At 40.2% G+C, this 910-nt stretch carries 1 protein-coding gene and 1 tRNA gene; both read left to right on the top strand.

From position 1 onward, the window contains the following. Positions 1 to 92 precede the first annotated feature (92 nt). A complete protein-coding gene (gene orn / locus SANK73390_RS19205; RefSeq protein WP_462767973.1) occupies positions 93 to 638 on the top strand; it encodes an oligoribonuclease in 546 nt (181 codons plus the stop codon). Between the two features lie 106 nt (positions 639 to 744). Further along, positions 745 to 820, top strand: a tRNA-Gly gene (locus SANK73390_RS19200). The last annotated feature ends 90 nt before the right edge of the window (positions 821 to 910 follow it).

Below are 910 nucleotides of genomic sequence, written 5' to 3'. Positions count from 1 at the left end.
CTTTTTAAAAAAAAGCTTTAGGTCAACTGGTGAAGCTAATATGATATATCTAATTGCATTGGATCTAAAGGAAAGTACCGCTAAGGTAGTCTATGTTGTTTAATGAATCTAACTTGATCTGGCTTGACCTCGAAATGACGGGGCTAGAACCGAAGACAGATAAAATCCTCGAAATCGCCACAGTGATAACTGACTGTGATTTAAATATATTGGCTGAAGGTCCAGTAATCGCTATTCATCAAAGTGACGAGTTACTTGATGGTATGGATGAATGGTGTACTAATCAGCATGGCCGCTCGGGTTTAACTGCTCGTTGTAAAGCAAGCAAATTTACAGAGGAAGATGCGATTAAGCAAACTCTAGACTTTTTGAAAGCGTGGTTGCCTCCGGCTAAATCTCCCATGTGTGGAAACTCAATTGGTCAAGACCGACGCTTTTTAAATAAGTACATGCCAGAACTGGAAGCTTATTTCCATTATCGTAACTTGGATGTGAGTACGGTTAAAGAGCTAGCGCGTCGTTGGAAGCCTGAACTGTTAAATGAAGTTAAAAAGAAAAGTTCACATTTAGCTTTAGATGATATTAAAGATTCCATAATGGAATTGAAAATTTATCAAGAAAAGTTCTTCAACGTGTAAAAAGTACTTGCAAAGCATTTTTTATGTTGTAAAATCCTGCCCCGCTTAAGACGAGAAGCCTTGCGGGGTTTTTTTATACCAAACTTAAGTTTTTAGATTGTTAGACGCGGCACTAGCTCAGTTGGTAGAGCGCGACCTTGCCAAGGTCGAGGTCACGAGTTCGAGCCTCGTGTGCCGCTCCAAAAATTAAAAAACTAGCTCAGTTGCTAGATTGTTAGACGCGACCAGTCGCGCTCCAACGGTTAAAGTTTTATGAGCACCTATGAAGTGGC

Source organism: Pseudoalteromonas sp. SANK 73390 (assembly GCF_054966645.1).
Note: the sequence above shows the minus strand (reverse complement) of the source record. Positions and strands in the feature narration are given on the sequence as shown.

Coding starts and splice junctions, on each gene's coding strand:
- orn (WP_462767973.1), top strand. CDS start 93: ATGTTGTTTAATGAATCTAACTTGATCTGGCTTGACCTCGAAATGACG.